General features: G+C 65.5%; 21 protein-coding genes. 10 read left to right on the plus strand and 11 right to left on the minus strand.

Translation table 11 applies throughout. The annotated features are described in order from the left end of the window. The first annotated feature begins 2 nt into the window (after positions 1–2). The 3 genes from FHG09_RS17690 to FHG09_RS17700 are packed head-to-tail and all read left to right on the plus strand — an operon-like array spanning position 3 to position 3,189. The gene (locus FHG09_RS17690) at positions 3–818 is read left to right on the plus strand and encodes an ABC transporter ATP-binding protein (protein WP_152348958.1); all 816 of its coding nucleotides are present in this window, start codon (positions 3–5) and stop codon (positions 816–818) included. After that, on the plus strand, positions 815–1,648 hold the full coding sequence (locus tag FHG09_RS17695; protein WP_152348959.1) for an ABC transporter ATP-binding protein: 834 nt from the start codon (positions 815–817) through the stop codon (positions 1,646–1,648). The genes FHG09_RS17690 and FHG09_RS17695 overlap by 4 nt, the downstream gene beginning before the upstream one ends. Continuing rightward, positions 1,648–3,189 carry an ABC transporter substrate-binding protein gene (locus tag FHG09_RS17700; protein ID WP_152348960.1) on the plus strand — a complete coding sequence of 514 codons (1,542 nt, stop codon included), beginning with the start codon at positions 1,648–1,650 and terminating at the stop codon, positions 3,187–3,189. Before FHG09_RS17695 ends, FHG09_RS17700 begins: the two co-directional genes overlap by 1 nt. A 9-nt stretch (positions 3,190–3,198) precedes the next feature. On the opposite strand, the gene FHG09_RS17705 is transcribed toward FHG09_RS17700, so the two are convergent. Together FHG09_RS17705 and FHG09_RS17710 are read right to left on the minus strand one after the other, a co-directional pair. Continuing rightward, positions 3,199–4,563 (minus strand): hybrid-cluster NAD(P)-dependent oxidoreductase, encoded by a 1,365-nt coding sequence (locus tag FHG09_RS17705; RefSeq protein WP_227492847.1) that lies wholly within the window; start codon positions 4,561–4,563, stop codon positions 3,199–3,201. Further along, positions 4,560–5,897, minus strand: coding sequence for an aromatic ring-hydroxylating oxygenase subunit alpha (locus FHG09_RS17710; protein ID WP_152348961.1), 1,338 nt, complete (start codon positions 5,895–5,897; stop codon positions 4,560–4,562). Before FHG09_RS17710 ends, FHG09_RS17705 begins: the two co-directional genes overlap by 4 nt. A 155-nt stretch (positions 5,898–6,052) precedes the next feature. On the opposite strand from FHG09_RS17710, the gene FHG09_RS17715 reads away from it, so the two are divergent. After that, positions 6,053–6,979 carry a LysR family transcriptional regulator gene (locus tag FHG09_RS17715; RefSeq protein ID WP_152348962.1) on the plus strand — a complete coding sequence of 309 codons (927 nt, stop codon included), beginning with the start codon at positions 6,053–6,055 and terminating at the stop codon, positions 6,977–6,979. Here FHG09_RS17715 and FHG09_RS17720 read toward each other — a convergent pair. Further along, positions 6,915–7,307 (minus strand): hypothetical protein, encoded by a 393-nt coding sequence (locus FHG09_RS17720; protein WP_152348963.1) that lies wholly within the window; start codon positions 7,305–7,307, stop codon positions 6,915–6,917. The two genes, FHG09_RS17715 and FHG09_RS17720, sit on opposite strands and share 65 nt — an antisense overlap. A 146-nt stretch (positions 7,308–7,453) precedes the next feature. Between FHG09_RS17720 and FHG09_RS17725 the strand changes: the two genes are divergently transcribed. Next, complete coding sequence (locus FHG09_RS17725) at positions 7,454–8,863, plus strand: APC family permease (RefSeq protein WP_152348964.1); 1,410 nt, start codon at positions 7,454–7,456, stop codon at positions 8,861–8,863. A gap of 21 nt (positions 8,864–8,884) precedes the next feature. Here FHG09_RS17725 and FHG09_RS20155 read toward each other — a convergent pair whose 3' ends face one another. After that, positions 8,885–9,871 (minus strand): hypothetical protein, encoded by a 987-nt coding sequence (locus tag FHG09_RS20155; protein WP_227492857.1) that lies wholly within the window; start codon positions 9,869–9,871, stop codon positions 8,885–8,887. Positions 9,872–10,044: 173 nt separating this feature from the next. Between FHG09_RS20155 and FHG09_RS17735 the strand changes: the two genes are divergently transcribed. Next, complete coding sequence (locus FHG09_RS17735; protein ID WP_227492848.1) at positions 10,045–13,275, plus strand: hypothetical protein; 3,231 nt, start codon at positions 10,045–10,047, stop codon at positions 13,273–13,275. Between the two features lie 9 nt (positions 13,276–13,284). Here the strand turns inward: FHG09_RS17735 and FHG09_RS17740 are convergent, their stop codons facing one another. The 3 genes from FHG09_RS17740 to FHG09_RS17750 all read right to left on the minus strand — a co-directional run bounded on the left by FHG09_RS17740 (position 13,285) and on the right by FHG09_RS17750 (position 17,620). Next, a complete protein-coding gene (locus FHG09_RS17740; protein WP_152348965.1) occupies positions 13,285–14,640 on the minus strand; it encodes a D-serine ammonia-lyase in 1,356 nt (451 codons plus the stop codon). Positions 14,641–14,672: 32 nt separating this feature from the next. Beyond that, complete coding sequence (locus FHG09_RS17745) at positions 14,673–15,524, minus strand: SMP-30/gluconolactonase/LRE family protein (protein WP_227492849.1); 852 nt, start codon at positions 15,522–15,524, stop codon at positions 14,673–14,675. Between the two features lie 278 nt (positions 15,525–15,802). Further along, positions 15,803–17,620 (minus strand): flavin-containing monooxygenase, encoded by a 1,818-nt coding sequence (locus FHG09_RS17750; RefSeq protein ID WP_152348967.1) that lies wholly within the window; start codon positions 17,618–17,620, stop codon positions 15,803–15,805. Between the two features lie 160 nt (positions 17,621–17,780). Here FHG09_RS17750 and FHG09_RS17755 point away from each other — a divergent pair, with 160 nt between their 5' ends. Beyond that, positions 17,781–18,359, plus strand: a complete 579-nt coding sequence (locus tag FHG09_RS17755) for a TetR/AcrR family transcriptional regulator (protein ID WP_152348968.1) — start codon at positions 17,781–17,783, stop codon at positions 18,357–18,359. Positions 18,360–18,362: 3 nt separating this feature from the next. On the opposite strand, the gene FHG09_RS17760 is transcribed toward FHG09_RS17755, so the two are convergent. Beyond that, entirely contained in the window at positions 18,363–19,163 is an 801-nt protein-coding gene (locus tag FHG09_RS17760) for an SDR family NAD(P)-dependent oxidoreductase (RefSeq protein WP_227492850.1), read from the minus strand. A 134-nt stretch (positions 19,164–19,297) separates the two neighbouring features. Further along, positions 19,298–20,131, minus strand: coding sequence for an SDR family oxidoreductase (locus tag FHG09_RS17765; RefSeq protein ID WP_152348970.1), 834 nt, complete (start codon positions 20,129–20,131; stop codon positions 19,298–19,300). Positions 20,132–20,238: 107 nt separating this feature from the next. Between FHG09_RS17765 and FHG09_RS17770 the strand changes: the two genes are divergently transcribed. Continuing rightward, positions 20,239–20,844: a TetR/AcrR family transcriptional regulator gene (locus tag FHG09_RS17770; RefSeq protein ID WP_152348971.1), complete on the plus strand. Its 606-nt coding sequence runs from the start codon at positions 20,239–20,241 to the stop codon at positions 20,842–20,844. On the opposite strand, the gene FHG09_RS17775 is transcribed toward FHG09_RS17770, so the two are convergent. Next, on the minus strand, positions 20,834–21,838 hold the full coding sequence (locus FHG09_RS17775; RefSeq protein WP_152348972.1) for an ABC transporter substrate-binding protein: 1,005 nt from the start codon (positions 21,836–21,838) through the stop codon (positions 20,834–20,836). The two genes, FHG09_RS17770 and FHG09_RS17775, sit on opposite strands and share 11 nt — an antisense overlap. 295 nt (positions 21,839–22,133) lie before the next feature. Here FHG09_RS17775 and FHG09_RS17780 point away from each other — a divergent pair, with 295 nt between their 5' ends. Then, on the plus strand, positions 22,134–23,153 hold the full coding sequence (locus FHG09_RS17780; protein WP_152348973.1) for a siderophore-interacting protein: 1,020 nt from the start codon (positions 22,134–22,136) through the stop codon (positions 23,151–23,153). A 101-nt stretch (positions 23,154–23,254) separates the two neighbouring features. Here the strand turns inward: FHG09_RS17780 and FHG09_RS17785 are convergent, their stop codons facing one another. Then, on the minus strand, positions 23,255–24,097 hold the full coding sequence (locus FHG09_RS17785; protein ID WP_227492851.1) for a DMT family transporter: 843 nt from the start codon (positions 24,095–24,097) through the stop codon (positions 23,255–23,257). Positions 24,098–24,179: 82 nt separating this feature from the next. Here FHG09_RS17785 and FHG09_RS17790 point away from each other — a divergent pair, with 82 nt between their 5' ends. After that, a complete protein-coding gene (locus FHG09_RS17790; protein WP_193627433.1) occupies positions 24,180–25,064 on the plus strand; it encodes a LysR family transcriptional regulator in 885 nt (294 codons plus the stop codon). Positions 25,065–25,112: the final 48 nt, after the last annotated feature.

The following is a 25,112-nucleotide window of genomic DNA, read 5'->3' on the forward strand; positions in this document are numbered from 1 at the left end:
TCATGCCCATCCTCGAAGTGGACTCGCTCACCGTCGACATCGACGGAGAGGCCGGTCGACGCCGGATCCTCGATGATGTGTCGATCAGCCTCGAGGCCGGTGAGCCGATGGGGCTCGTCGGCGAATCGGGGTCGGGTAAGTCGATGACGCTGCGGAGCGTCCTCGGGATGCTTCCACCCGGAGCCACCGTCGTCGACGGAGAGATCCGGTTCGACGGTCGCAACATCCTCTCCTCCGGGCCAGGAGGAAGGTTCGACCAGCGCATCCGCGGCACCGGCGTCTCGATGGTGTTCCAGGAACCTGCCATCGCACTCAACCCGGTGATGAAGGTCGGACGCCAGATCACCGATGCCATCGCCGAGCGCAGGGGACTGTCGAAGAGGCAGGCACACGACCTCGCCGTCGAGCTCATGGACCGCGTCGGCATCGCCGAGCCCGACCGCAGAGCGTCGAACTACCCGTTCCAGCTCTCCGGCGGCATGCGTCAGCGCGTGATGATCGCGGCGGCGCTGGCTCAGGAGCCGCAGGTTCTGCTCTGTGACGAACCGACGACCGCGCTCGACGTGACGATCCAGGCCCAGGTGCTCGACCTCTTCCGCTCCATGCAGCAGGACGAGGGGCTCGGCCTGCTCTACGTCACGCACGATCTCGCGGTCGTCGCTCAGCTTTGCTCGACGATCAGCGTGATGAAGGACGGACAGATCATCGAACACGGAGTGTTGCAGGACGTCTTTGACGCCCCTCAGGAGGAGTACACGCGTCGACTGCTCACAGCGACTCCGCGCATCGACGAGGGCGTTGCCGAGGAGGCGCCATGATCGAGACCCCGACTCAGCCTTCGCCGACGCCGGCACCGTCGCTCGGCCTGCGCGCCGAGAACGTCACCGTCACCTTCGGACGCGGAGATCGAGCCTTCACCGCCGTCGATTCCGCCGATCTGCATGTCCGACCCGGCGAAATCGTCGGACTCGTCGGCGAGTCGGGGTCCGGAAAATCGACGCTGTCCCGCGTCATCTGCGGACTCCAGCGAGACTACGACGGAAAAGTGAGCGTCGAGGGCAGGGAGTTCGCGCAGAAGCGCACGAGCGCACAGTGGCGGATCGTGCAGATGGTCTTCCAGGATCCCTTCGCCTCCCTCGACCCCCGTTACACGGTGCGGGCGACCCTCGCCGAGGTGATCCGTCATCATCGTCTCGCCTCCGGATCTGCACTGCGCGACCGCTGCCGAGAACTCATGGAGATGGTGCGGCTGCCCGAGGAGTTCCTCGACCGCACCCCGACCGCTATGTCAGGCGGACAGAGGCAGAGGGTGGCGATCGCTCGTGCCCTGGCCGTCGAACCCAGCGTCATCGTCGCCGATGAGGCAGTCTCCGCCCTCGATGTCAGTGTTCAGGCGGAGATCGTCGCGCTCTTCGCCCGGTTGCGGGAGGAGCTCGACCTGTCGATCCTCTTCATCTCCCATGACCTGGCCGTCGTCCGAAAGCTGTGCGAGCGGATCTACGTCATCCACCGTGGCCGCCTCGTCGAAGAGAACACGACCGAGGAGATCTTCACGTCCCCGCGCGACGACTACACGAAGACGCTGCTGAAGGCGATACCGACTTTCCACAGCGCCTACCTCAACCGGATCCGAGGAGGCGAAGGGTGATGGCCAGAAGATTCGCAGCAGTGACTGCAGCGCTCTGTGCCTGCCTCCTGGTCCTCGCAGGGTGCGGTTCGGGAGGGGAGAAGACCGCTCGTCCCGGAGGCGATCTCGTCTTCGCTCGCGCCGCCGATGCCACCACTCTTCTGCCGCCGACGACGACCCAGAACGAAGACATCTGGACGCTGCAGCAGGTCTACGAGACTCTCACCCTCAACAAACCCGACGGGTCCGGGGTCGAACCGGGTCTGGCAACCGATTGGGAGGAGTCCAAGGACAAGATGTCCTGGACTTTTCACCTGCGCGAGGGAGTGAAGTTCCACAGCGGCAAGACGCTCGATGCCGACGATGTCGTCTTCTCCCTCAACTATGCCCGCGATCAGGAGGATGAGAACAACCTCTGGGCGGCCGAGTTCGATCCGATCAGAGACGTGAAGAAGGTCGACGACAAGACGGTGCGCATCGACTTGAAGCAGCCATGGGGTCCTCTGCCGAGTTATATGGCGCTGTTCGCCGCATCGATCTATCCCGATGACTTCGGCGGACACGACGCCGAGTACATGGCCGCACATGCCGACGGAACAGGGCCGTTCGAGGTCGGCAGATGGAATAAGGGGCAGAGTCTCGAACTGGTGAAGAACCCGGACTACTGGGAGAAGGGCGTTCCCTCACTGGATTCCGTGACCTTCAACGTCGTCGCCGATGACAACACTCGTCGTCTGCAGCTGCAGGGAGGCCAGGCCGATATCAATCAGGAACCTGCACCGTTGAGCATGAGTCAGCTCTCACGCTCTCAGGACATCAATGCCCAGGCTTTCACCTCGACGAAGATCCTCTATTTCAACCTCAACAACAAGGAGAAGGGGCTCGACGATCCCAAGCTGCGCCGCGCCATGTCGTATGCGGTCGACCGCAAGTCCATCGTCGAGGTGGTCTACGCCGGCTATGCCAAGCCCGCGACTTCGTTCATCTCACCGGGCCTTGCGGGTCATGCGGACAAGGTCGACAGCAGCCAGTTCGACATGGAGAAGGCCAAGCAGCTGGTCAAGGAGTCCGACCATCCCGACGGAATCGACATCACCATTCAGATTCCCTCGGGTGTCGCCGATCGTGAGCTGCTGGCGCAGATCGCCCAGCAGGCGTGGCAGGACATCGGGCTGACCGTCCACGTCAAGAAGCTCGACGATGCGACACTGACGACGAACCGGACGAACGGTGACTTCCAAGTCCAGGTCAGCTATGCGACTTCCGATGTCTCCGACACCTCACAGATGATCAATTTCCTCGCTGTCACCGACGACTCCGGAGTCCGCTCCGGCTATGCGAATCCCAAGGTGGAGACGTGGGCGGAGGAGGCCGTGGCCGAAGAGGATCCGGAGAAGCAGAACGAGCTGTACGCCCAGATCCAGCAGCAGGTCGCCGAGGAGGCACCGATCGTTCCGATCGCCTACCAGAGAGCGCTGTACGGAATGAGCAGGGACGTCGTCGACTTCGAGCCCTATGTTCTCGGCACCTACGGGCTGAAGGAGACGAAGCTCAAACACTGAGGCAGCCACTCACCGTTCGACGACGAGGTCGGTCAGGGGCGTCGAGCAGCAGGGCAGGAACTTCCCGGCGGCGATCTCCTTCGGCCGGATCCCACCGGCATGCTTCATCTCGACCTCCCCGCTGACGAGGACGGACTTACAGGTTCCGCAGGCGCCTTCCGAGCAGGATGAGGGCACTGACAGTCCAGCGTCCAGAGCGGAGTCGAGGACGGTCGTGGACTCATCGCAGTCGACCACGCGCCCGGAGACCGTGAACTCGACCGCATGGCTCACACCAGTGACTCCAGCGGCCCCGCCTGCGGCCTTCGCCCTCGCCCCGGTCCTGGCCAGACGATCGGCAGGTGAGGTGGCGAAGACGAACGACTCTTCATGCGTCCGAGCCTGCGACACCCCCGCGTCGGCGAGCAGGGGACGCACCGCGTCCATGTACGGACCGGGGCCGCAGACGAAGGTTTCGCGATCGGCGGCGTCGGGGATCACCTCGGCGAGGGTGGCCGCATCGATCCGACCGTGACGGCCGGTCCACGTCTCCGCCTCAGTGCCCCGGGAGCAGAGGATGGTCACGCTGACCCCGGCGACCTCGGCGAGCTGTTCGAGCTCGGCTCGGAAGATGATGTCTTCCGGCGTCGAGGCGCTGTGGACGAACACGATGTCGGTGCCGAACCCGCCCTGTCGGGCCAGCAGGCTGCGCACCATCGACATGATCGGGGTGATCCCGGAGCCGGCGGAGAGGAAGAGGTGGCGTTCGGCCTGATGGAAGCTCGTACTGAAGAGCCCGTAGGGCCCGTCCGCGTGAAGCCGATCGCCGACCTGAACATTGTCATGCAGATGGGTCGACACCGCCCCTCCGGGCACGCGCTTGACCGTGATGGTGAAGATGTTCGCGCCGAAGGGCGCCGAGGAGATCGAATAGCAGCGCTCGAGTCCGAGCTCGGGGATGCGCATCGTCACGTACTGGCCCGGCGCGAAGTCGACGGCGGACATCCACCCCGCCCGCAGCTCGAAGGTCTTCACGTCGTTAGTGACCTGCGTGATGCCGGTGACCTCGACGGGTCCGGTGAGCAGCTCCGGGTCGAGCGGCTCCTCCACGACGGCAAGCTGACCGGTCGGGGCAGGCGGGACGGCCGGGGTAGTCGCAGCCGGATACGTGGACGGGGCGGCCGGAGCAGCCATGGTCGCTTGAGCGGGCCAGGCAGCCCCGGCGGCCGCGCTCGTCTGGGCAGGCCACTCGGCCCAGGCCCGCCCGGTCCTCGCGGGCACACGGAAAGTCGCCTTGCCTGCCGGAGACAGAGTCGCCGCATCTTCTGCTGCAGTGACTGCCGCAGCTGCCGCGTCGACGAGCCTGGATGCCAGCGTCGAGTGACGGTATCTCATCGCCGCATTCCCTTCTCCTTGTGGGCGTTGAGCTCCTTGTGTGCCTGGAGCCGTTCGATGTACCAGGTGACGAAGTCGTCGACCTGCGATTCGGTCGGTGCGTAGGGGCCGGGCTCATACGCCGGCGACGAGATGCCCAGATGCCCGCGTTCGCAGAAGGTCGCGTCCTGTTCGTTCGTCTTGATCCACACCTTTGTGAGGTTGTCGAGGTCGTAGTCGACGCCTTCTTCCGCATCGGCGTGGACGAGCCAGGTCGTGCGCACCAGCGTCTTGTCCTCGGCCAGCGGCAGCAGACTGAACGTCACCACATGGTCGCCCATCGCATGGAACCACATGTTCGGCTGCACGTGCAGCGAGGCCCGGCCCAGAACGAAGGTGTCGAGCTCGCCCAACAATTTCGCCGAGGCGGCCGACCCGTCCATCGTGTACGACTCACCCCGCCCATCGAGGGCGGCCCGTTCGATTCGGAACCCTGTCGGCCGTCCGCTCAGTTCCTCGACGAGGGCATAAGGCAGGCCGTTGCGGTCGCAGTCGGCACGCAACTGCTCCTCGGCGTCGAGGTAACGCTGGTAAGCCGGCTGCAGACGCTTGGGAATCTCGTCGGGTGCGTAGCCGTAGGTGGGGAAGAATGTGCAGGTCAGCTCCGGGTGACCGGCTTCGCAGTGGTAGCACTCGCGGTTGTTCTCCATGACGAGCTTCCAGTTCGAGTCCTCGATGAGGTCACTCTGCGCAGCCACCTTCGTTCCGGCGATGTCATGCCCTGCCAGATACGGTTCGATGACGGCGGCGACCTCGTCGATATCGTCCGGAGGGGTGGGGCTGAGGCAGATGAAGATCAGCCCGCCGATGACGCGCACGTTCACCGAGCGCAGCGAGAAACAGGTCCGATCGAAACCGGGAGCTTGGACGCCCGCGGAGATGAGCTCGCCTGCGGGAGTGTACGTCCACTGGTGGTAGCCGCACACAATGTTGCCCACCGACCCGGACAGGTCGCCCAGCAGTCGGGTGCCCCGGTGCCGGCAGACATTGTGGTGGGCGCGGATCTCCCCATCGTCATCGCGGATGACGATGACCGAGTAGGTGCCGATGTCGATCGTGAGGTAGTCGCCGGCTTCGGGCACTTCGGCGGCGGAGGCGACGAAGATCCAGGTCGAGGCGAAGATCGCCTCGATGTCGCGCTCGAAGAACTCCGGGCTGATGTAGAACGGTGCCGCCAACGAGTAGCCGGGTACGCGTTCGTCGATGAGTCGGTCGATGTCGGTCCTGCCGTGCCCGCCCGCTCCAGTACCGCTCGCGCCGGAATCGGTTCTCTTCTGCTCTGGTGCCAGAGTCATTTCGTCCACCACCTCGTCGTAATGTCTCGACCGCTTCTCCTGCCGGCCCCTTCGCCGGCCGCGGCCCGGGAGTTCGTACTCCTGCCCCCAGTGTCCGCCACAGGTATGCTGAAGAAAAGCGAATCTTCTTCATCCGAAACGTGCAATACTATTGCATGATCGATCCACGTCTCCACGTCCTTCGGGTCCTCGCCGAAGTCGGCACCCTCACCGAGGCGGCACACCGCCTCGGGTACACCCCTTCGGCCGTATCGCACCAGCTCAGAGGCTTGTCCAAGGACCTCGGTGTGCAAGTCGTCGAACCGCGCGGCCGCGGTCTCGTCCTCACTCGCGCCGGTCAGCTCCTCCTCGAGCGTTCGCAGGAGCTCTTCAACCGGTGGGAGGAGATCCGCGGGGAGCTCGACGGCCTCGGCTCCGGGCACGACACGCGCAACAGGCGGCTGCGCCTGTGCGGGTTCTCCACTGCCGCGGCCGCCTTGCTGCCACCGACGGCCCTGACGGTGATGGAGCGGTTCCCGGGTGCCGAAGTCACCATCATCGAAGCCGATCCCGAAGAGTGTTTCGATCTTCTCGTCTCCGACCACGCCGATGTCGCCGTGGTCGTGGCCACCGACCCGCTGCCGCCGCGCAGCGATCCTCGATTCGAGCAGTCCGCACTGTTGAGCGATCGTCTCGATCTGCTGGTTCCCGTCGGGCATCGTCTGGCCGAGAAGGCGTCGGTGCCGTTGAGTGAGGCCGCCGAGGAGTCCTGGATCCTCGATCGGTCGGGTTCGCCGTATCACCGTCTGGTGCGCACGGCGTGTGCGGCGGCCGGCTTCCAACCGGAGCAGGGCCATCAGTCACGGGAGTGGGAGACGGGGGCGTCGTTGGTCTCGGCGGGGCTCGGGGTCGCGCTCATTCCTCGTCTGGCCCGCCTGCCCGATGGCTTCGATGTGGTTCGGGTGCCGCTGCGCGGAGATCCGGTGCCGTCGCGGAAGATCCTCTCCGGCATTCGCCGCGGTTCGGGCGCTCAGCCGATCATCGCCTCGGCGTTGGAGGTCCTCCGGGAGGCTGCCGTATCTGCGACCCGCCAGGGGGCCTGACCATCCAGACCTGCGGTCGCATTCTGCGTCGCTTTCTGGCGACGACGGTGGTGAGGACGATCCCGGCGATCAGCACCAGAACGGAAACGACGGCGACGACGAACCCGGTGGTGTAGAAGCCGGAGGCGAAATCGTCGAAGGCATCGACGTTCCCGCCGCCTCCGAGGAGGAACAGAAACATGGGGATGACGAGGATGCACAACCCCACACCGAGCCCGAGGACTCCGGCGATGATGAGGAGGATTCCCGGCACCACGGACGGTTTCTTCGCAGGCACCCCACCCGGCGGGAACCCACCGGGCCGGATCATGTGCGGGTGATGCGTCATCCGGGCCTCCTTCGTCTCCCCCGATCCTATCGGGGACCGAAAACCACACCATGACCGGCGCGTAGAGTTGAAGCGCACACTCCCCGATCGCACACCGCGGACGGAACATAGCGAATCGAACCTCGCTGCGAAGGGACGGCACCACGATGGACGACACGACTGCCGACGACCGATCCGGAACCGGAACAGATCCATCAGCGCCCGAGGGCACGGCCGCCTCGGCGAGTGGGGGGAGCCTGCGACGGACGATCGGCCTGAGCGAACTCGTCTTCTTCGGTCTCGTCTTCATCGGTCCGGCGGCCGCCGTCGGAGTGTTCGGCACTCTCGACGCCCGTTCGGGCGGTGCAGTGGCTCTGGTCTACATCGTCGCGACGATCGTCATGGCCTTCACCGCGGTCAGCTATATGCGCATGTCACGAGAGGTCCCCCGCGCGGGAACGGTCTTCGCCTACGCTTCGGCGGGAATCGGGAGACCGGCCGGCTTCGTCGCCGGGTGGATGATCCTCCTCGACTATCTCTTCATCCCCTCGGTCGCCTATCTGTTCACCGGAATCGCCCTGAACTCGATCTTCCCGGCCCTGCCCGTCTGGGTGTTCGTGGCCGTGGCCGTCGTCCTCACCACCGGCCTCAACCTCGCCGGGGTCAAGGTCGCCTCCCGCGTGATCACCGGAGTCGTACTCGCCGAGGTGGCCGTCCTCGCCCTGGTCCTCGTCCTCGGCATCGCCTACCTTCTCCAGCATGGTCCGACGCGGGGATGGATGACCCCTCTGACCGGGGTGGATGCGTTCTCCGTGACCGCGGTGCTCGCGGCCGTGTCCGTGGCTGTCCTGTCATATCTCGGCTTTGATTCACTGGCGACGTTCTCCGAGGAGGCCAAGGGCGGGCCGCGGATCGTCGGTCGGGCCACGCTCATCTGCCTCGTGCTCGCCGGCGTCTTCTTCGTCGCGCAGACCTGGGTGGGCAGTCTGCTCTCACCGCTGACCCCGGCGCAGCTGCAGGCCGATCCCGCGCTCGAAGGGGCGGCGTATTACAGTGCCGTCGACTCGACTCTCGGCTCGTGGCTGCATTGGCTGCTCGCCCTGGCCAAGGCCGTGGGGGCGGCGTTCTCCGCGATGATCGGTCAGGCCGCCGGCTCCCGGATCCTCATGGACATGGGACGGTCCCGGCAGGTGCCGAAATTCCTCGCCGAGGTGGCCCCGAAGACCGGTGTTCCGTGGAAGGGGATCCTCGTGGCCGCCGGCGGCAATGTCATCGTGGCAGGGTGGGCGGCGACCCGTGCCGATGGTCTCGACCAGCTGACCTCGATCGTCAACGTCGGGGCGCTGACGGCGTTCGTGTTCCTCCAGGCCTCAGTGGTCGGATACTTCCTGGTGAAGAAGCAGGGCGGGGAGGCCCCGAACTGGTTCAATCACGGCGTCGTCCCGGTCATCGGTGCCGGGCTGCTCATCGCGGTCCTCGTCAGCGCGAATCCTCTGGCCCTGGTCATCGGCAGCGTCTGGCTCGTCATCGGGCTTGCGGTCTTCGCTGTCAACAACCGACGGCATACCCACGTCTGAGCCTCCTCGGCGAGGGGGCCGTCAGTCCTGCAGGCGGGTCGTTCCGTCGTGGCCACCGGAGGTGTTGAGCTGTTTGGCGTAGCAGCTGTCGGGTCCGAGTCCGTGCGATGAGCACCACGACAGAGCGTCGTCGGGGTCGTCGTAGCCGATGCCGACGACGGTGACCCAGAAGTCGTCTTCCTTGAAGCTGTCGAAGTCGCCGGACCAGAGGAGTTTCACTCGTGGAAACTCTTCGCGCAGTCCTTCGAATTCCTCGAGGATCGCCTCTTCGTCCCAGGTCTTTCCTTCGGCTTCGAGGCCGACCTTCTTCGAGCTCAGCTGGGGCACCCATCTGCCGTCGAGTTCGCTCTTGGCCGCTTGACCGTCGGAGTCGGCGAGCTGTTCGAGGGCCTTCTTCGGATCGTCAGGAAGCGCCGATTCGGTCTCGGTGGGTTCGGGCGCTTCGCTGGCTGCGGCCGAACCGTCTTCGCTGTCGGCGTTTGTCGGTTCATCGGTGGAGGCGACGGTGGCGGGGTCGTCGGAGTCCTGCGAGAAGAAGGTCGCCGCGCCCCAGCCGATGCCCACGGCGAGCACGATGACGACGACGGCGAAGAGGGCGATCAGTCCGCCGCGCTTCTTCTGCGCAGGTTGTCCGGCCGGCTGGTACGGTCCCGGTCCATAGGCGAAGGGCTGCTGGTGTGCGGGCTGGCCGGGCTGCGGGGGCATGCCTGCGGCGTGTGCTTGGCCGCCGACGGGATGGGCCTGGGTGCCCTGAGGATGAGGCGGGCCGCTCTGCTGCTGGGGAGGCTGCCCGGCGCGGTGAGGCGGGCCGCTCTGCGGGTGCGGGGTCTGGATATACGGGCGCTGCGGCGGCTGAGGTGGCGGAGGTGGCGTGCCCCAGCCATTGCCCGACTGAGGGCCCGGTTGGGATCCCGGCTGAGATCCGGGCTGCGGCGACCATTGGCTTCCCGACCGGTCGTTGACGTCCCATTCGTCCTCATCCCCGCGTCCGGGAGGGTTCGTACTCATCCGCAACTCCAGATCGATCACGCCGTATTCCAGAAAAAGTCCCGATATAGAACTTCTCTTGCATTAACAGCCTAATATAAGTTGTGAACTACACATGCTTGATCTGCTCAGTTGATTGTTTCGGTTTGAACTACATTGCGGAGCTGTCGGGCAACGGCATTTGAGGACTGGGTATGGACGACGAATCCGACGAGACGACACCGACCGCCGCCGAGGAGCCGAAGGATCGGAACGCCGAGGCTCAGGAGAGTCCCGAGCCTTCTGATGAGGCGAGCGCCGAACCCGAGCCGGACCCTGAATCCGAGAAGAGCGTCGACGCCGAGGCCCCGGAGGGTCAGGCCACCGAAGAGACTGCTCGCTGGGCGCCTCCGGAAGACGGCACGCCCACCATCCCGCAGACAGTCGATCCGTACGAGAACACCGCCGAGAACGACTCTGCGAACACCGGCCCTCAGCCCCAAGCGGCGAGCGCGTACCCCCAGGGTTCGGGTTCGCATCCGCAGACGGCAGGTCCATACGCTCGAGGCGCCGGCCCCAACCAACCCGATCCCTACCAACACGGAGCCTTCCCGCAGGGCTCGGGCCCCTACCAGCAAGTCCCTCACCAGCAAGGCCGCTACCAATCCGTCCAATCCGGTCCCATGCTCTACCCGGCACCACCGGGCTACCCGGCACATGTCCCGAGGTCGAAGTTCGCCTCGGCGCTGGCGAAGGGATCCACGTGGAAGACGGCCCTGATCCCGCCTGGGATCGCCCTCCTCGGCGGCATCATCGTCTCCATCACCCTCACGGTCATCCTCGCGTCGATGTCAGAATTCAGCTCCCTGACCGAGGAGACCGGCTTCAACCTCGACAGCCTCAGCTACGCCCTGCCGTTCATCCTCATGGCGCTGTCTCTGTTCGGTTCGGCGGCGCTGCGCCTGGACATCAACGCCCCTGACAGCCTCAATGCCCAGCTGAGCCTCTTCACCACGGGAGCACCTCTGCTGGTCACCATCGTCATCGTGGGTCTGCTGTGGTGGATGACGAAGATCAGCGAACGCCGCTCCCCTGCACCCAATCGGGTGTCCACGTGGATCCGCATCGGGCTCGCGACCCTGGCGATGACGCTCGTGCTCTTCCTCCTCCAGGTCATCTTCGCCGCCCGCTTCTCCTCGTTCGAAGAAGACGGTGCTCTCACTTTCTCCTACTCGGCGGTCACCGTCAGGTCGTTCTTCCTGCCTCTGCTCGTCATCCTCGTCGCGAGCATCGCCGGTCGGGTCGCCGGGCACTTCAAAGGCACCGAGGCGATCGGCGCACCGTTCCTGCGCTGGGCGGTCCCTCCGCTGCTGGTGACCTGGATCCACCTTGCCCTCTGCGTGGCCGTATTCTCGATCGTCGCGCTCTTCGTCCTGCCGCTGTCCGTCGAGATGCCGGGCCAGCTGGTGCTGCTGACGTTCGTCAACATGGGGCTCATCCTCACCTCGCTGACCCACCTCGGCGGGATCAGCGCCACCGCCCAGGGTGACCTGGGCTTCTACTCGGACTCGTTCAGCGAAAGCCTCACCCTGTTCAGTCGCGACGCTCCCGGCCTGCTGTGGCTGGGACTGCTCGTCGTTGCGGTCGCGGTGCTGATCGCCACGATCGTCGCCACCGTCACCCGACGTCCAGCCTGGACCGTGATCAACCAGGACAAACAGCAGTGGTCGAGTGCCTGGAAGCTGCCGGTGGCGTTCTGCCTCGTCTGGGGCCTGCTGTCGCTGCTGGCCTTTCCCGCGAACCTGTCGATGTCCGGATCCGCCGAGGCGGCCATGTACTTCGGTGGGTCCGGTGCGGCCCGTGCCGGGATCGGTCCCCTTGCCTGGACGTTCCTCATCTTCGCCGTCTGGGGCGGGATCATCGAGGTGCTCTCACGCACCCTCGGCCCACGGCTCGCCCTCACCTTCCCGGCCCTGGCACGGATCGCCGCCGGACGGACCGTGCATCCGCACTGGGGACCGTATCTGGGCATGAGCGAACCGCGTTTCGCCTTCGTTCATCCCGATCTGGCCCAGGCAACCGCCCCGACCCCGCCGCCGGTCGCTCCCGTCCCCGGCGAAGTCGGCCCCGTCCCCGGCGAACTCGGTCCGCAGGGGCCCGGCGAATATCAGGGTCAGCCGGCATCGCCTCAAGGGTTCGGCTCGCAGGGCCGACCGGTCGGGCCGCCGCAGGGTCCGCAGCAGTTCTCCGCCCCGGTCGGGCCGCAGCAGGATCCGACACCGTCAGACCAGCAGCCTTATGCCTACCCGCAGGGTTCGGCCGGGCAGCAGTCGTACTCGGCTCCGCAGGGAATGTACGCCGCGCAGCCGTATGCGGGTCCGGCCAAACCCTTCGACAAGAAGAAGACGACGCTGGTGTCGGTCGTGGCCGGAGGGGCCGTCCTTCTCCTCGTCGCCGCGCTCATCGTCGTCACCCAGCTCAATGGTCACATGTTCGGTCCTGAAGCGACGGTGGAGAAGTACTTCGCGGAGCTCTCCGACGGAGACGCCGAGGGTGCGCTCAAGGTCGCCGACGTCGATGTTCCACAGGAGTCACGGACCCTGCTGACGAACGACGTCCTCGGAGGATCCAAGGCGCTGCCCGGCGATGTCACCGTCGAGGATGCCGAGTTCGCAGGCGACACAGCGAAGGTCGCGGTCACCTATGACGTCGGAGGGTCCAAGGGCAACAGCACCCTGACCCTGCACAAGGCGGGGAAGAAGGCGCTGTTCTTCGACGACTGGGCGCTCAAGAGCCCGGATCTGCTCACCCTCACCGTCGACACTCCCGGCCTCAAGAAGGTCAAGGTCAACGGAATCGATGTCGACAGCGACGGGTCGACGCTGTCCCTGCCGGCCTTCCCCGGTCTCTACACGATCGATCTGGCTGAGAAGTCCGATCTCATCACCGCCGACGCGGTCGAGGTGCGGGCCTTCCTCGGTGACGACGCGGACATGGAGGGTGAGGAGACGCCGCTGCTTGCCGCCCACCCCTCGGACGCGTTCCGCAGCGAGGTCGACAAGCAGGTCAAGACCCTCATCGACAGCTGCGCCAAGAAGACCGTCGCCGAGCCCGACGGGTGCCCGTTCGGCTCCTCGATGGCGGAGAGCTTCGATGCCACCGGACTCACGTGGTCGATCTCGTCGTATCCGACGGTGACCGTCGCCGATGACTCCATCGGTGCCGACCAGTATTCGGATCCCGCGGATGCGACCGGTCCGAACGGCGGACCTGCGTGGCTGATCTCCTCGGACACCTCCGGTGAGGCGCTCGTGACCGGCAGCTACGACATGTTCGACGAGTCCGAACCCTTCGATGACACCGTGACCTTCGACCTCACCGGCACGGCTGAGATCGTCGACGGCAAGGTCGTCATCACCGTCACCGACGACCCCTGGGACTGGTGAGCTGGCGCGTCAGTCGACGAATATCGCCGAGGCGGCGCCGCCGATCCTCTCCAGCAGCCCTCGTCCTTCATCGACGTAGGCAGCCCGCTCATCGTCGGGCACCATCGCCCCACCGGTGAGCCACACCAGGTGGACGCCCGACGGAGACGCAGCCGCTGCGTCGCCCATCCGCCACGGAATGGTCAGCCCAGCGGTCGCCGAGGGCTCGACATCGATGCCTTCGGTCTCGTGGAGCACGCCGACTCCGGCCCGGATGACCTCGTCGGGGAGGGCGGCGAAACCGGAGATCAGCGGCCCGATCGTCGGTCCGATGAATCGTGACGGGCGGGCGACCGCCAGTCCGTCGGCGGCGGTGGCTCCGGTCAGTCCGATGTCCTGAACGCAGATGTCGCTGTGCCGACCGGTGCGCACGCCGAGGAACATCGCCGGTGCCTGGCTCGGTTCGACGAAGACGCAGCGCACCGCAGCACCGAAGACGCGTCTGAGTCCGAAGGTCACTCCCCCGGGACCGCCTCCGATTCCGCACGGCAGGTAGACGGTGAGAGGATTCTGCTCATCGATGGTCACTCCGGCGGCGTCGAACTGCCGTCTGAGCCGCAGTGCGGCCACCGAGTATCCGGCGAAGAGACTCACCGAGTCCTCGTCGTCGACGAAGTGGGTGTTCTCGGCGGCTTCCGCTGAGGCTCGGCCGGCTTCGACGGCTTCGACGAAGTCACCGGCGTGTTCGATGACGTCGACTCCGTGATCGCGCAGCCGGTCTTTCTTCCAGGCGCGGGCGTCGGCGGACATGTGCACCGAGGCGGCGAATCCGAGGCGAGCGCTCAGGATTCCGATCGACAGCCCGAGGTTGCCCGTCGAGCCGACGACGATGCGGTGGTTCGCGGCGATCTCCCGGAACTGCGGGCTCGAGTAGGTGGCGGGATCATGAGCGTCGAGGCCGCGATCGGCGGCGACCGCCTCGGCGAATTCGAGCACCTCGTGGAAGCCGCCTCGCGCTTTGATCGACCCGCTCACCGGCAGGCTGTCGTCGCGCTTGAGCCACAGCTGTCCGACCAAGTCCGATCCGAACAGACCGTCGAGGCGCTGCTGCGTCGCGGGGGCGGGGACAAGGGCCGATTCGATCATCCCGCCGCGGGCCTCGGGGAATGCCGATTCGAGCTCGGCCGGGATCGTTGCCGTTTCCGGGAAGGTCTCGGCGAACCAGGGGGCGAAGCGGTCGAACCGGGCCGCCGCGGAGTCCATGACCTCGGCGAGATCGGGCAGGGCCGCCTCGGTGGGGTTGGACCGAACCCATATGGTCGGTCGGCCCGTTGCCAGGGATCGGATGATCTCGTCGGTGCTGAGTTCGTCAGGCAGTTCGCTCATGCACCGATGGTAGCCGGGCCAGACGCAGATGCTCAGCCTCCGTTGGATTGTCGTGTGCCCTCCCCCAAAGCATCGAAGCGGTAGACGAAGCCGCCTTCGGGCCCGCTGACGGTGACGTAGGCGTCGTCGGTTCCCGGTCTGATGGCGATGTTCGTCGCGGATTCGAGTTCATCGTCGCCGTCGGGGATGCGGACCGTGGCCAGGTGCTGACCGTGACGACTGTGTACGCGGATCTCGGGGATGCCGTGCATCGCCTGATAGACATTGCCCTCGGCATCGATCCCGTTGGAGTCCGTCTGAGCCGCGCCGCCGTCGATGTGGAACGCAGTGTGCCCCGTGGTCACCGCCGTATGGTCATCGTTGAGCAGGAGTCGGTCGAGCCGGTCGGCATCGAGCTGACTGACCCAGAGCTCATCATCGTCGGGACCGAGTGAGATTCCGTTGGGATTTGGTTGTCGCTTCGCCAGAACGGTGGCCTCGGAGCTGTCGGCATCGATGCGAATGACCCTGCCTGCGGGTTCCGCATCCGGATAGGCGGTCGCAGCGGAGTCCGAGACGAAGAGGTTCCCATCGGAATCGAAGGCGAGGTCGTCCGGGTGCATCTGTCGCCCCTCGACATCTCCTTCGAAGACCGTCTTCGCATCATCTCCATCGGATCCGACGGAGATGATGCGCCCTCCGGCATAGTCCGTGAGATAGAGCCTGTCATCGTTCGGCCCCCACTGTGCTGAGGTGAATGCGCTCTTGTCATCGGTATGGAACCGCGTCACCCGGTCGGAGTCGAGATCGATGCGCATCACCTTGTCTTCCCGCGCCGGGGCCGTCACATCGACGAGGAGCAGGTTACCCTCATCGTCGAATGTGGGCCCCTCCAACAGAGTCATGCCCGTCTCCTCATGCGGCTCGCTGACCTTGAGGACTCTCTCCGCAGTGATCTCCCCGACGGCTGAGGGCTTGGTTTCTTCGGCGGACCCTGCACCGGAGTGTGCGGTACAGGCCGTCAGCGTCAAGACAAGGACGCCACCTGCCAGACCAGCGGTTCGTCCACGCGAGAACCGCGCACGACGGCTCGTCGAGTGCGCCGCCGACCGGATGGTCGACTCGTCCTCAGTGCCGCTCGAGCGCGACGGACCGGCAGCCGGGGCGGCATCACGGTCGAGCATCAGGCCACCGTGCTTTCGACTTCACACGACACGAGCACCTCGGAGAGGCGCTCGGACCTCCACTGCGCCAGCAGCCGGTGGAAGGCGATGGGCCCGGGACCGTAGGAGTTCGACTTCCCGGTCCTTGCCCCTTCGCCGTTGTAGTAACCAGGTGTGCATTCGGCGAGGAAGGCAGAGTTGTCGGCAGCGACCTCACGGATGGTCTCACACCATTCCTGCTCCGCCTCCGCGGTCGGTTCGACGCGGCGAGCGCCCGCATGCCTGGCGGCCGCGATCACAGCGGTGATGTGTTCGGCCTGTTCTGTGAGGATGTGGACGAAGTTGACTGCGTTCGCGTTCTGCAGCGATCCCAGGTGGAAGAGATTCGGGAACCCGTGTGAGTAGAATCCGTGAAGTGTCCTCGGTCCCTGCGCCCACGCATCGAGCAGTTCGACTCCGTGACGGCCATACACCGGAAGAGTGCCCGAGATGACGCCTGAGACGCCGGTCTCGAATCCGGTGGCGAAGATGACGCAGTCGACTTCGTACTCCTCGTCGCCGACGACCACCGAATTCTCAGTCATGCGAGTGACCCCGCCGTGGTCCGCCGTGTCGACGAGCGTGACATTCGGCCGGTTGAAGGCCTGCAGGTATTCGTCGCTGAAGCCGGGTCGCTTACACATGTACCTGTACCAAGGTTTGAGCGCAGCGGCAGTTGCGGGGTCGGAGACGACGGAATCGACGCGCTCGCGGATCTGCTCCATCTTCGCGAAGTCGGCGAGCTCGTCCCGTCTTTCCCTTTCCGTCGGTTCGAGAGTCGTATCCACGGCGCCGCTGATCATCTTGCGCTGCAGTCGCGCAGTGGATGTCCAACCGTCCTGGGTGAGGTCCTCATCCACTTCCTCCCCGGACAGGATGGAGAGGAAGTTCTCCATCCGCTCACGCTGCCAACCCGGCCGCAGCTTCGCCGCCCATTCGGGGTCCGTCGGTCGGTTGTCGCGCACATCGACCGATGACGGAGTCCGCTGGAAGACGAACAGCTGCTCAGCGTCGCGGGCCAGGTGCGGTATCACCTGCAGTCCGGTGGCGCCGGTGCCCACGACTCCCACACGCTTGTCTGCCAGGCCTGTGAGAGCGCCCGAGGCGTCGCCGGCCGTATAGCCGTAGTCCCATCGGCTGGTGTGGAAGGTGTGCCCACCGAAGTCCTCGATCCCCGGTATGCCGGGCAGCTTGGGCTGGGTCAGCGTGCCGGAGGAGACAATGACGTAGCGGGCGCGCATACTGTCACCACGGTCGGTGCTCACGATCCATTCGTCGGCGTCCTCGTCCCAGCGCATCTCGGTAGCGCGGGTGTGGAAGGCGGTATCACGATAGAGGTCGTAGTGCTCGGCGATCGCGATCGCGTGCTGCCGAATCTCCTCGCCGGGAGCGTAGCGCTTACTGGGCACTGTGCCCAGTTCCTCGAGCAGCGGCATGTAGACATATGACTCGATGTCACAGTGGATGCCTGGGTAGCGGTTCCAATACCAGGTGCCTCCGACATCACCGGCCTCATCCATGATCCGCATCGATTCGACTCCGGCTTCTCGCAGTCGCGCCGCAGTGACCAATCCGCCGAAGCCGGCACCGATCACCAGCACTTCGACACGATCGGCCACAGGACTCCGCTCTGTCCTCGGCGTATAGGGATCGTGGGCGTAGTAGCCGAACTCTCCCGCAGCGGCCAGGTACTGGGAGCTGCCATCCGGTCGAATCCTCCGATCGCGCTCTGCGCGATACTTCTCGCGCAAGGCGTCGGGGTCGAAGGGGAGCTCCGTGAATCCCGAAGGAGCGGTCATAGCAATGGGCCTTTCGTCGAAGGCCCGCACGATCAGTGCGAGCGATCCAAACCGTACATATATGTACGTTTCGCACGCAAACCGCGGCTCGAGATTTCCGCCCGATCACCCCCGCACACCGTCCAGTGCTGCGACCCTGCACCGCTGATAGCATGCAGCCATGCCCGAGGTCCCCCATCGACGCGATGCCGCCCGCAACCGCGGCCTCCTGCTCGACGCCGCCCGCCGCATCGTCGCCGAGCGCGGCACCGAAGTTCCCCTTGATGAGATCGCTCGCGAGGCTGGTGTGAGTCGCACCACGCTCCACCGTCATTTCGCGAACCGGGAGGACCTCGCGCTTGCTGTGCTGCGCGACAATGTGGCTGACATCGAGCAGCGCGCGTCCTCCCTCGCCGACGTACCCGACGGGGCGGTGCAGCTCTACCACTACCTGCTCGACGTCCAACTCGACGTGCCCTGGCTCGCTCAGATGATCTCGCAGGGCCCTCGAGAGGGACGCAGCACCCGAGCGACGAGCGAGCTCTCCGAACGAACGCTCGCCGCCCTTGAACCACTCGTGGAGGCAGCCCACAGGGAGGGCCTGCTGCATTCGTCGGTGATGGCCGCGGACATGCTCCTCACTCTCCCGATGGCGATGACCGTTCTCGTCGTGGACCGTCAGGCTCCCGCAGGCCCCTTGATCGATCGGGTCCGCGCAATCCTCCATCGGGGGCTGTTCACAACTGAACCGCCGCAGTGACTTCTACTGCACCGACCAGCCGCCGTCCGAGGGCAGGACGACGCCATTGACATTGTGCGATTCCGCACTGAGCAGCCAGGTGATCGACGCCGCGATGGCCTCGGGTTCAGCGATCGGCGGGATCATGCGCATGAAGGGCCCGAGGCGCTGCTGCGAGTATTCCGAGGCGAAGGCACCTTCGATACCTGTGGCGACCGGCCCCGGCGCCACAGCGTTGACACGGATGCCTTCGGATCCGTACAGGAACGCGGCACTGCGGGTCAGTCCGACGATCGCGTGCTTGGACACGGTATAGGCCGTGCCCGCCGCGTTCCCACGCAGCGAGGCCTCGGATGCGACGTTGACGACGGCGCCTCCGGAGCCCGCGAGCATTCGCGAAACGACAGCGCGGGTGAGCCGGAAGGGCCCATCGACGTTCACTGCCATCACTCTCTGCCAGATTTCGTCCTCTGTCTCATGAAGCGGCCGATGACCGTCTGTGATGCCGGCGATGTTGGCCAGCCCCGCGATCGGCGAATCCCCGATGGAGTCGACGACGTCCTTGATGTCCTCTTCGTCGGTGACATCTGCACGTACGGTGACGACCCTCTCCCCCGAGGGCATTGACTCGAGCTCGGAGAGACGGTCGCGGGAGATGTCGACGGCGATCACGCGACCCCCTTCGGCGAGGATCTGCAACGCCGTGGCGCGGCCGATGCCGGAACCGGCTCCGGTGACGATGACCGTCTGTCCGGCAAAACGCTGCACACCTTCCTCGAAGTTCTGCGACGTCACCGTCATCTGTTCTGCTGTGCTGTTCGTCATTTCGTGTTCCTTTCCTCCTGGTGTTGCGCAGTGCCTGAATGTGTGGGCCGACGCGTGGCTGCGCGTCCATGCGTCTGGCTGGGTGGTTCCGCGTCGGACCGGACGGCCCATTCGGAGTCGACCGGCGAATTCCGTCAGCTTTCGTCCCCGGGCACGCTGACACCTCCACGGACGCTGCCGACCACTCCGCCATCGACGAGGAGGTCCGCGCCGGTGATGAAACTCGTTTCGGGGCCGAGCAGGAAGGCCGCCGCAGCGGCGATATCGGACGGAGTGCCGATCCGGCCGGTGCCGGAACCGTCGATCATCGCCCGCATCGCCTCACCGGACTCTCCGCTGAGCTCCTGCTGCCCCATCGGAGTGGAGATCACTCCGGGACTGATGCTGTTGATCCTGCCGCCTCGCCGACCCCAGATCGGACTCGCCGCGCTGACACGCAGCTGATTGGCACGTTTGGCGATGCCGTAGGCGGCCCCCGAATCCGAGAGGCCCCGCAACATCGGCAGTGAGAGGAGTTCCGCGGTGGGCGTGAGCGCCAGGGCGGTCTCCTCTTCCGCGGACATCCGCCCGGCGACGAGCCATCCGGCCATGCTGCTGATGACGACTCCCGACCCTCCGGGAGCGATCACTGCTCCGAACTCGTCGAGACTGTTGGCGACGCTGATCAGATCGACGTCGAGCACGGCGGCGACGTCGGCCTGTTCGGGCGAGAGGCCCGCAGTGTGGGCCACGTGCGCCACAGACCCGAGGGAACCGGCCCTCCCAGCGAGCTCTATCACGGAATCGCGGTCGGAGACGTCGACTCGCTGGGTCGTCACCGAATAGCCGTCGTCGCTCAGAGCTGTCGCGATTCTGTCCAGGGCAGCAGGGTTGGAATCGGCGAGCAGCACGTCCCTGCCCGACCCCACACGCCGAGCGATCGCCTCGCCCATGCCACCGACACCGATGATGACTGCCGTCTCGCCCATCTTCATCTCTCCTATTCAGTTCCTGCCCTCGGCCAGGGGCGGTCGGGAGCTCATAGTTCCGAGACTCGTCGTCTCGTAAATGTAATGGTACTTCGTATACTGGGGAGATGGCTGAATCCCGACGCGGCAGACCCCGCTCAGAGTCGTCTCGCAGATCCGTGCTGGAAGCCACGAAGACTCTGCTTATCAGCGATGGCTACGAGCAGATGTCGGTTGGTGAGATCGCCTCTTCGGCGGGCGTCGGCAAACAGACGGTGTACCGATGGTGGACGTCGAAAGCGGAGATCGTCGCCGAGGCGGTCCTATCCGGTGTGATTCCGCTGGAGGCACGGGCGCCAACAGCAACCGACGACCTCGCCGCCGATCTCCGCACTCTCGTCGGGTGGTTCACCTCAAGCGTCGACGAACCGGGCGGTTCCGCCCTCATCAGGGCGCTTGCCTCGGCCGCTGCGGGAAACGAGGAAGTCGGCGAGCGGCTGTGGGAGAGGTTCACTCTGCCGGCAAGGAGTATCCTCACCCGGCGATTGCAAGACGGCGTCAGAGCGGGGGAGGTCCGCCATGATGCCGACATCACCGTCGCCGTCGATGCTCTGATCGGCTCACTGGTGTTCCTCGTCCTATCACGACAACCGGTCACGACTTCCCGATTCGCAGCACTCACCGACGTCATACTGCAGGGAATCACCGAGCCGGCGGATCAGGTCAATCCTTGACGATCTTCTTCGCGGATTCGAGGACGTCGGCGAGTTCGTTCAGCCATTTCGCATAGCCGTCATACGTGTATGCGCGTTTGTCGTCCCAGGTGCCCAGCTGCCCCGCCTCCACTGCGGGCAGCCGTTTGTAGACGGGGTTGTCCTCATAGTCGGTCGAGGCGTCGTGGACGAGGACCACGTCGGCCGGGTAGTCCGACATCTTCTCCCAGGAGACCTCGGCCCAGCTGCTCTCACCCGTGGCGTCGGGACCGACGAGGGTGAGTCCGTCCTCGCTGAGCATCTCGGCGATGCCCAGGGAGTTCGAGGTGTAATTGATCTCCGCGGTGAAGTTCGCCAGCAGCACGGTCAGCTCGTCCTGCTTCTTCGCCACGCTGCGGATGCGGGTGCGGGCGTCGTCGAAGTCCTTGCGTCTGTCCGCGATGTCGCCGGTGTCCGTGTCCTTGCCCAGCGCTTCTGCGATGGCCGCGTACTGGGCGAACATCGCATCGGGCCCCTGCCCGCCGAGTTTGACCGGGACGAAGGGCACGAGCTCGCTGACCTGGCCTTTCACTTTATCGTCCCACCAAGTCCACCCGTCCCCGGCCTCATTGCCGTAGGCGACGAGGATGTCCGGTTCGGCGACCGCGAGGGCCTCGATATCGAGTTCCATATCGGTGCCGACGACCTCGACTCCTTCGGAGTCGAAGGCCTTGCCCGGGGATTCGTTCTGCCCGAAGCCGAAGACCGCGACCGGGGTGATTCCGTACTGCGCGAGCCCGGCCGCCGAGTAGAAGTCCGCTGCGATGCGCTTGGCAGGCCGGTCGAGTTCGATCGTCAGCCCGTCATAGCCGTCGGGCGAGTATGTGAAGTTCGGGACGCCGCCTGCGGAGCCGGAAGCACCGCTTCCTGCGGCGCCATCGGCCTCACCTCGACAGGCGACGAGGGCGAAAGGGGCGAGAACGGAGAGGGCAAGAAGCTGACGACGACGCATCGAGAGCCTTTCGGTGAGCGCCACCGCGGGGACGGAATGGGTGAGTCCCGGCGAGGACGGATCGGGCAGGTCCCCGCGGGGACGTTGGACGTGACGGATCGGTGGAAGTGCTGGTCAGAGCGGCTCAGCTGGCCCTGTTGATGACGCCTGTGGTGACACCGGAACCACCGTAACACTATTTGGAAAGGCTAGCCTTACTGAATTAGAGTAGAGCAGTGTTGTGGATGTTCCGACGTCCTCGACAGCTGCACACACGAACAACGCGTCCCCGCGGGGACGAACCCGCGCCCCTGTGGTCGTGGGATGCGAAGGAGAATCAGTGTCACGAGCCCCCATCGGTGCCTTCGAAGCAGAGGTCCTCGCCGTCGAAGACCTCAGCCCGTCTTTCCGTCGGGTGACATTCGGGGGTGCGGGGCTCGAGGAATTCGGCCCGAACACGCACCCTCGTGACCTGCGGATCAAACTCGTCATCCCTCCTCAGCGTGCTGCCGTGCCGCAGTTCGATCTGCCCGCATTCCTCACGGAGCAGGAAGCCGCCGGTGTGTCCTGGTACCAGGCCTGGCTGCAGATCGATCCCGAGGTTCGCGGCGCGATGCGCACCTACACGGTGCGGGAATGGAACGATGCCGAGCGCAGACTCGTCATCGACATGGTCCTCCACACCGATGAGCACGGTCATTCGGGTCCGGCGGCCCAATGGGCCGAAGCCGCCGAGGTGGGGCACGGTCTCCACATCATCGGCCCCTCCCGTGCCTCGGAGACCCCGTGCGCCGGGATCGAATTCGCCCCCGGCGACGCCCACCAGATCCTGCTCGCCGGCGACGAGACCGCCGTGCCCGCGATCGCCTCGATCCTCGATTCGCTCAAGGACAGCCAGGCCCTGGGCAAGGCCGTTCTCGAGGTCCCGAGCGCCGAGGACATCATCGACATGACTGCTCCCGCCGGCTTCGAGATCGAATGGCTGCCGCGCGGCAACGCCGATTTCGGACAACTGCTCGAACCCGCCGTCCGTGAGGCCGTGCGCTCTGAGACCCGGATCCCTGCCGAGGCGGGGGCCGGATCGGCAGGGTCGGCCGGCGGGCCGAGTGGTCCGGTGCGGGAACTCGATGATGTCAACATCGACGAGGAGATCCTCTGGGATGTTCCCGCTGCCCTCACCGAGGCAGCCCAGGGCAGTTCGAGTGCGACGGAGGAGGACGACCGTCCCTTCTATGCCTGGATCGCCGGAGAGGCCGGACCGGTCAAGCGTCTGCGCCGCTACCTCGTCCAGGAGGTCGGGGTCGATCGCAAGCAGATCGCGTTCATGGGCTACTGGCGGCAGGGCAAAGCCGAGGGCTGAGTCGTCGACCTGCGAAGTGCCCCGGCGATCTGAGGTCCGATCGCAGTGGCCGCCCCGGCAAGGCACAGCACGCCGCCGGCCGCAGCCAGCGGAGGCGGAACCTATCCGAGTACGACCCAGGCCAGGAGGACGACGACGGCGGGGACGACGAGGCTCGAGGAGCTGAGCAGTCCTGCCGGAAGGAACTTGAGCGCATATCCCCACAGGTTGAAGGCGATGGCGGTCGGAACAACCCCTAAGTAGACGACCTGAAGCGTCATCTCGACCGGCGCCGCGGCCACCTCGTCGACGAGGCCCGGAGCGAAGACGAGACTGACGAGTGCCCCGACGAGGATTCCCGCCCAGGTGACGGTCACGGAGTCGTCTCTGGACAGGAAGTGCTTCTGCAGCAGCACGCAGGCGGCATAGAGCAGCGCGGCGACGAGGCTGAGGACGAGCCCGCCGATCGTGAAGTAGCCGGTGAAGGTGGCGGCAGTGATCATCCCGATCCCGAGCAGGGAGACGACGATGCCGATGAGCAGACGCTTCGGCAGACCTTCGCCGAAGACGAGTCCGGCGAAGACGGCGATGATGAGCGGTGCGATATTGACGATCATCGCGGCCGTGCCGGCGTCGATGGACCGTTCGGCTGCGTTGAGGACCACCACGTAGGCGGCGAACCAGGCGACGCCCCAGAGGATCAGGATCAGCCAGGTGACCGCACGGGTGGGGAATTTCGGGCGGCGGAAGAGCATCCAGACGGAGAGCACCACAGCCGCAGATGCGCCGCGCAGCAGCGCCATCGGCCCGGGCGAGAAGGCCTCACCGACGTCGCGGATGACGACGAAGGACGACGCCCAGAAGGTCATGGTGAGCAGTGCCGCGATCCACGGCAGGCCTCGGGGGCCTGCCTGTGGTTGGAGGTTCGGAGTCGAGTCTCGAAGGTCGGTTGCCGGTCTGTTCATGAGTCCGATTATTCGGCGTTCAACCATGAAATAAAAGCGCACACCATTGCACGACTGTGCGATGAATCCGTACGTTTGGATCATGCACAACGTGGTTCATCTGCAGTCGTTCAAGTCGGTTGCCCTCACCGGGTCCGTCCGCTCCGCCGCTCAGCATCTCGGCCTCTCTCCGTCTGCGGTCAGTCATCATCTCAAACTCCTCGAGCAGGAGACGGGGCTGACGCTCTTCCAGCGACAGGGGCGCGGCCTGTGCCTGACTGACACCGGCTCCGCGATCATGCCCGACGTCGACTCCGTGCTCGAGAGCTCGGGGCGACTCGGGCAGCGCATCTCGGACCTGCACGAGAATCGAATCGGACGACTGTCGATCGGATATTTCGGCACGGCGGGCACGCAGTGGCTGCCGGAACTCGTCTCCTACCTCGAGCACCGTCACCCTGACGTCGCCGTCCAGCTCAATCTGGCCGAGGGACCCTGGACCGCATTCCATTCCGATCTGCAGGTGGTGATCTCGGAAACCGCGGCACCGGAGTTCCCGCCGCGGGTGGAGGGTCACTTCCTCACCGAGGACCCGTACGTCGTCGCAGTGCCGGAGGACCATCCGCTGGCTTCTCGTGCGGAAGTCGGTCTCAGCGAGCTGGAGAACTTCCCCTGGATCGACAATGACACCGGGGACGGCCCGTGCCGAACGATTCTCTTCGATGCCTGCTCACGCGCAGGCGTGCGCGTCCACTTCAAGCATGAGGCCCACAGCTTCGTCACAGCCCTGCACATGGTCAGTCGGGGTCTGGGTCTGACGATTCTGCCGAGGCTCGGTGTCGAACCTCTGCCTCCGGGTGTCGTGATCGTTCCCGTGGCAGCTCCCGGTCCGATCCGGTACATCCACGCGATCAGCGATCCGGGTCACCCACAGCAGGAACTCATCGAGGATGCGGTCACCGCTCTGTGCGAGCTCGCCACCAGCTGACTGCGGGCACGCCGCCAGCCCTCTTCCTGGTGGGGCACGCCGCCAGCC

Source organism: Brevibacterium sp. CFH 10365, assembly GCF_009299785.1.
In the GTDB taxonomy this organism is placed as follows: Bacteria; Actinomycetota; Actinomycetes; order Actinomycetales; family Brevibacteriaceae; genus Brevibacterium; species Brevibacterium limosum.